This is a genomic window from Bradyrhizobium sp. Leo78 (assembly GCF_059512425.1).
In genome coordinates, this window is record NZ_JCAMOT010000106.1 from 1 (window position 1) to 5,940 (window position 5,940).

The window sequence follows — 5,940 nt, forward strand, 5'->3', positions numbered from 1 at the left end:
CCGCAATGCGGCCCGAGGTCATCGCGAGGTTAGAGCCCTCGCGATGAATGGCGTTGTTGAGCTGCGCCGCATCGCCGACCACGACCCAGCCTTCGCCATACAGCTGCGGGATTGCCTTGTAGCCACCTTCAGGGATGAGGTGCGCAGAATATTCCTTGACCTCCGAGCCCTCGATCAGGGGCGCCACGGATGGATGACGCTTGAAGCGATCGAGCAGCCCATATGGCGTCTCTGCAGTGCTCTGAAAGTCGGCGACGATACAGCCGATGCCGATCGATATGCATTCTTTATTGGCATAGATGAAGCCCATCCCTGTCATGCCGCAAGAAATGGTGCCGGCCGCTTCGACAACGACGCCTTCGTCGCCCTTGAGATTGAAACGGGCCTCGATGGTCTCACGCGGCAAGAAGTGCATTTCCTTAACCGCGAGTGCCACCTTGTCGGGCTTGGGCCGCTCGCGCAGGCGCGCACGCGTACCGAGCAGGCCATTAACGCCTTCGGCCAGTACCACGACATCTGCGTGGATTTCGCCGTCGCGACGATCTGTACGAACACCGATGACTTTCCCATTGGCGTCCCGTACCAGCTCAGTGACCGTGGTCTCGCACAGCACGGTCGCGCCGGCCTCGCGCACTTTCGAGGAGAACCATTTGTCGAACTGCGCACGGATGATCGTGTACCGGTTCGGCCGCTCCTCGTTGAAGTCCTCGGAGCGGTAGTGCACGCCGACATGCGAGCGATCGTCCATCATCCAGAACCGTTGCTCGACGAGATGACGTTCGAGCGGAGCGTCGTCGCGGAAGTCCGGGATTAGTTTTTCCAGCATGTCGGCGTAGAGGATTGCGCCCTGGACATTCTTCGATCCAGCATATTCACCGCGCTCGAGCTGTAGCACCTTCATGCCGCGTTTGGCCATGGCCAGCGCCGCCGCGTTGCCCGACATGCCGGCGCCGACCACGATTGCATCGAACTTCTCCTCGATCATAACAACCTCCTCTAGCTCGCGATCCGGTCGCGCGAATGCGGCGAAAGCCGTGCACGAAAAGCGGCCGTCAGCGCGGGTAACAAGTGCATAGCGTCATTGACGATGCCGATGTGGGCGAAGTCGAAGATCGGTGCGTTCTTGTCGGTATTGATGGCAACGATCAGATCTGCGCCCTCTACGCCGACCCGATGCTGGATCGCGCCGGAAATACCTGCGGCAATATAGAGCTTCGGCCGGATGGTCTTGCCGGTCTGGCCGATCTGCCGGTCGGAGCTGACCCAGCCCTTTTGTACCAGCGGCCGCGAACAGCCATATTCCGCGCCGAGCACGTCGGCGAGCTGTCGTACCAGCTGGAAACTCTCCGGCGAGCCCAGCCCCAGCCCGCCGGCGACGACGGCGTCGGCGTAGGCAAGATTGGATTTGGCCGAATCACGGTCCGGCATGAAGGATAGCACCTTGGTGACGATGTCTTCTTCGAGCAGGCGGAGCGGATGGATGATAATGCGGGCGGCATCGCGCGCGAGGCGCTCTGGCATCGGCATCACGCGCGGGCGGACGGTTGCCATCTGCGGCCGGTAATTCAAAGTGTAGATCGTGCAAAGCAGCGATCCGCCAAATGTCGGACGCGTGGCCGCAAGCGAACCATCCGCGTCGACATCGAGCTCGGTGCAGTCGGCGGTGAGACCCGTCAGTAGGGTGGTGGCTACCGAGCCCGCAAGATCGCGACCGAGCGTGGTTGCGCCCAACAGCAGGATCTCTGGCTTATAGGTGTTGACGAGATCGGTCAGCGCCTTCGTGTGGGACTCGTTGCGATACTCCGACAGCACATTCTCGCTCACGAGATAGGCTAGGTCGGCGCCGTAGCAGAAGGACTCGAGCGCGGCGTTACGCGCGGCCTCGTCCTCCGGGCCGATAACAACCGCAGCGAGATCGACCTTCAGCTTGTCGGCAAGCTTGCGGCCCGCACCCATGAGTTCCCAGGAGACTGGATGCACCTGGCCGCGCTCCTGCTCGACGAAGACCCAGATATGCTTGTAGGCCTTAAAGTGCTCCGGCAATTCTCTTTTCGCTCCTGCGCGGCCGCCCGCGACCGGCGTAGGAGCTGTGGTGATGTTGCTCATAGCCTTGTCCCCCTCACAACCCGCGCGCCTGCGCCACAAGACCGGTTTCTAGCTTGGGTCGGCCCTTCAAGATGGCTTTCATCAGCAACTCGGTCGGCTGCTTCGTGGCTCCCATCCGCCTCCTCTCGGTTTGTGGCGAAGGCGCAAAGACACGCTTGACTATGATCGGCGAGCCGCGCACGCCGCATTTCGAGATGTTCTCGACGCTGGCCTCCTGCTCGCTCCATTTCACAACTGGCCCCAGCGGCGCGCGCAGGGCGTCGGTTATGAGACCGCGGCAAATCTGGCTCGCTTCCGGCATGGTTGGCAAGGCACGGCAGCTCTGTGCGCAACATCGACGCGCCGCGTTCGGCGCGGCGCTACACATCGAGCCTGGTGAGCGCGGTGATCTTACTGGAGAACTTTTCACGCAATAAGCGCGCGGCCTCGCGCGCAAACAAGGCGTCTTGTTTGACGATACTCGCCGACCCTGACGCAAGATCGTGTTGGTAAGGGGATTGACGCCGATCTGCGCGAAATCGGGAACCTGCTTGATGGAAACGATACTGTGCATGCCTTCTCCAGAGGTAGCGTGGAAACGCGAGTTACCCATTAGCGGCCAACGCCCGGTCAATCCCAGCCTCAACGGCGTCAAAGATAAGTTCGAACGGCATTAACGCGAGCGTGAGCCACAAGATGACGCCGGCGCAAGCGGCGAGCAGTAACGGTAACATGATTGGTCTTTCTCCAAATCTCATCTCGGACGGCAACAATTCTGTGTACGCCGGCGCCAATGACGGACTTGGCCGGAGAACAGCAAGTGTCGTACCAGTTGCACGCGATCGAAAATCAGAGCTCCGATCAATGACTTGAGAAAAATTGATGAGGGGTCAGTTAGCATCGCAGACAATACAATCCGCCCATACGTCGGGAAGGCGACAGCGTGGCTTCGCGCGTTGCTGTAGAGAGTTGATCTGGAGGAAGGCGAATGGCACAACACACCGCACCGACATGCAGGCAGATCTGAACTGATACATGAGGCTATTTCAGCGAGCTCAACGGCACGAAGGCCGCCGGTTTCTTGGGCTCGGCGACCGCATCCTTCAAGACCTTGAACACCCGCTGATCGATCGGCGAGGACGCCACGAAATCGGCATAAGCCTGCTCCAGCACCGCCTTGCACCGCGCCGTGACCTCCGCCTCTGCGCTACCTTCGAATTGTTCCTTGGCGAGATATTGCCCCATGCGCCTTAAGATATGCAGGCGCGCGACATTGACGATCTTGGGGTCGTAGTCGACGCCAAGCAGCGCAAAAAAATCTTCAGCCGACGAGGCCTTGTTGAGCCGATCCAGGATGCTGGCTGCCCTCTGTTTGTTGCTCATCGAAACTTTCCTTTGGGTTAGGCCCTCCGGCCGGTGGTCGGGACGCAGCACAGGCTGGTCACTTCTTGCGACGCTGCTTCGCGCACGCGGCGCTCTATATTGCCTACGTAGACTATGCGTTGGCGCATCAGTGCGAGCAGCGAGGATTTCCGCGGCGCGCCCACGGTTTCGAAGTGATCGGCCGTAATGGTGCCGGACCATGGCCCGCCTCACGCGCAATTTGTCAACGAGCGCTCGCGGATGTCGCGCCAGATCGCCACCACCGTCTCGCGCGCCACCGGCCGCTTGTGCTCGGTGGCATGTTTTCGCACCCGCGAGAGGATCTGTTTTGTCTCCTCGGAGCTGGCGGCGAGCTGCAACTCGTCAAGGAGCGTCGTGATCGCGGACAGCCCGGAATGCTTGCCGATCACAATATGATTGAACCGACCAAGCAAATGGGGGTCGAGCCACTGATAGGTGCGTTGATCCTGCAATAAGCCATGCACATGAATGCCGGATTCATGGGTGAACACATGCTCCCTGACGATGGCCTTGTTCAGAGGAATTGCACGTGCAGCCGCGGCTGCCACTACCGCGGCGACGTTCTCGAGCTCCGGCAGCACGATGCCGGTGGCGCGCCCGTAGAGCTGTTTGAGCGCGACGGCGACTTCTTCCAGCGGCGCATTGCCCGCTCGCTCGCCGAGCCCTATGACGGTCACCGAGGCGTGGCTCGCGCCCCCCTTGATGGCGGCGAGCGTATTGGCGGTTGCGAGCCCGAGATCGTCATGGCCGTGAAATTCGAGCTCGAGATCGGTGGTCGCGCGCAAACGCGCGATCAGCGCATAGGTGGAGTCGGGATCAAGCACACTGAGCGTATCGGCAATGCGAAAGCGCCGTGCGCCCGCGGCTTTTGCGATGGCGATCAGCGTGATGAGAAAATCGACGTCAGCGCGGGAGGAGTCTTCGCCGCCGACGGCGACCTCAAGCCCCCGCTCGCGGGCGTAACTGACCACCCGCCTCACCTGCTCTAGCGCCAGCTCGCGGTCACCGCTAAGCTTGGCGGCAATCTGCACGTCAGATGCCGGAATCGAGACATTGACCATCGACACCTTGGCCTCGATCGCCGCATCGACATCGGCTTCACGCATCCGGCACCAGCCGATGATGGTGAGCGGGAGACCGGCCTCAACGATGGCGCGGATGGCGGCGATCTCTTCACTGCCCATCCCCGGCGTCCCGGCTTCGATCTCGGTAACGCCGGCCCGCGCCAGCGCCCGCGCGATCGCCACCTTTTCGTCGGTGGTGAAGGCAACGCCAGGCGCCTGTTCGCCGTCGCGCAGTGTCGTATCGTTGAGCACGATCGGACCTCCCGATGCCGTCTCGGACCATGACGGTTTGGCAGAGGCGGCGGCGATCATGCGAAGCTCCTTGTTGTCTTTGGCAAAGCAAGGCTTCAGCAACCCGCATGCCACGCCGGCACCCGCCCCAAGCTGTTGAACAAGCGCACAGTTTTTGGCTCAGCCGGGTTGTCGCAAACGCGACAGCGTGGCAAAGTCGACGCGTCGGCTTATCTCAGGGCGCGATCGCTTGGCATCAACTCGGCTTGCGACCCAGATGGATGATCAGATCGACGCGCGAGACTGCGTGGCCGGCAGCGGCACGGGAACATTCACAAGCAGGGGATTCGCATCGGGACCGTTGAGCAGGATATCGTCGCCGCCCAGATAATAATGCGGATGCGGCGTGGTGTTGGTGTCAAAAAATGATCGCGAACCGTCAACACGGATCCGACCCGATAGGCCGGCTCGCGTGAACTGGTTCAAAGTCTTGTAGACGGTAGACTGTGAGACCGGAAAGCCGGTCTCACGCGCCTCGGCAAATAACATCTCTGCGGTGACATGCCGCTCGCCCCTGGCAAACAACAACTCGCTTAAGATCACGCGCCGGCGCGTCGGGCGCAGCCCGGCCTTGAGCAACATATCCTTCCAGCCGGCGTCGGGACATTGCCTGCTGAATTGGGCGCAGGTCGTATCCACCTGCACCTCGTCGAAGCCAGCGCGATCCGCGCGGTCATCGGTTGGAAGTCTGGCCAACGGACGATCCATCCCGTGTTGCTCACATAGGCCAGATGCTGGCGGCGTCCGGGTTAGCCGCCCGCAACAGAACGTCACGCCGGCGCTCAGCCATCCGGCTCTCGCCACTTTCATCGCCAAAGCAGCGGTTGAAGTCCTTACATTGCGTGCACACCGGTGTCGTGCACATCACAAGGCCGTCGCCCTCGCACAGCATGCGATAGAAGAACCGCTTCCAGCGCATATTGTTGACATTGCGCGCGGCGAGCGGCGCGAAATGGCGGCTTAAGAGGCGGGATAATTCGCCACGATTGCGCAATCCGAGGTCTTCCCAGAGGTGATTTGGCTCGATCGCGCGACGCGCGATCATCGCAGCCAGCCAGTTGCCGATATCCCCTTCGGTCGAGCGTTGCGCGAGCAG

Annotated in this window: 6 protein-coding genes and 1 pseudogene; all 7 read right to left on the reverse strand. The window is 61.3% G+C overall.

Annotated elements, in window-relative coordinates:
- On the reverse strand, window positions 1–985 hold a 985-nt coding region (locus AC5ZG1_RS43285), incomplete at its 3' end, for an FAD-dependent oxidoreductase (protein WP_394569898.1).
- Between the two features lie 11 nt (window positions 986–996).
- On the reverse strand, window positions 997–2,106 hold the full coding sequence (locus AC5ZG1_RS43290; RefSeq protein WP_455998910.1) for an electron transfer flavoprotein subunit alpha/FixB family protein: 1,110 nt from the start codon (window positions 2,104–2,106) through the stop codon (window positions 997–999).
- Window positions 2,107–2,119: 13 nt separating this feature from the next.
- Window positions 2,120–2,659, reverse strand: a pseudogene (locus AC5ZG1_RS43295) (hypothetical protein).
- 467 nt (window positions 2,660–3,126) lie between these two features.
- Window positions 3,127–3,468 carry a nitrogenase stabilizing/protective protein NifW gene (nifW, locus tag AC5ZG1_RS43300; RefSeq protein WP_028169330.1) on the reverse strand — a complete coding sequence of 114 codons (342 nt, stop codon included), beginning with the start codon at window positions 3,466–3,468 and terminating at the stop codon, window positions 3,127–3,129.
- A gap of 209 nt (window positions 3,469–3,677) precedes the next feature.
- Window positions 3,678–4,865, reverse strand: coding sequence for a homocitrate synthase (nifV, locus tag AC5ZG1_RS43305; protein ID WP_455998912.1), 1,188 nt, complete (start codon window positions 4,863–4,865; stop codon window positions 3,678–3,680).
- A gap of 204 nt (window positions 4,866–5,069) precedes the next feature.
- A complete protein-coding gene (locus AC5ZG1_RS43310) occupies window positions 5,070–5,540 on the reverse strand; it encodes a Fur family transcriptional regulator (RefSeq protein ID WP_165421516.1) in 471 nt (156 codons plus the stop codon).
- A gap of 22 nt (window positions 5,541–5,562) precedes the next feature.
- Window positions 5,563–5,940, reverse strand: a 378-nt coding sequence (locus AC5ZG1_RS43315) for a nitrogen fixation protein NifQ (protein ID WP_464349818.1), incomplete at its 5' end; no start/stop codon positions are given.

Coding starts and splice junctions, on each gene's coding strand:
- nifV (WP_455998912.1), bottom strand. CDS start 4,865: ATGATCGCCGCCGCCTCTGCCAAACCGTCATGGTCCGAGACGGCATCG.
- AC5ZG1_RS43290 (WP_455998910.1), bottom strand. CDS start 2,106: ATGAGCAACATCACCACAGCTCCTACGCCGGTCGCGGGCGGCCGCGCA.
- nifW (WP_028169330.1), bottom strand. CDS start 3,468: ATGAGCAACAAACAGAGGGCAGCCAGCATCCTGGATCGGCTCAACAAG.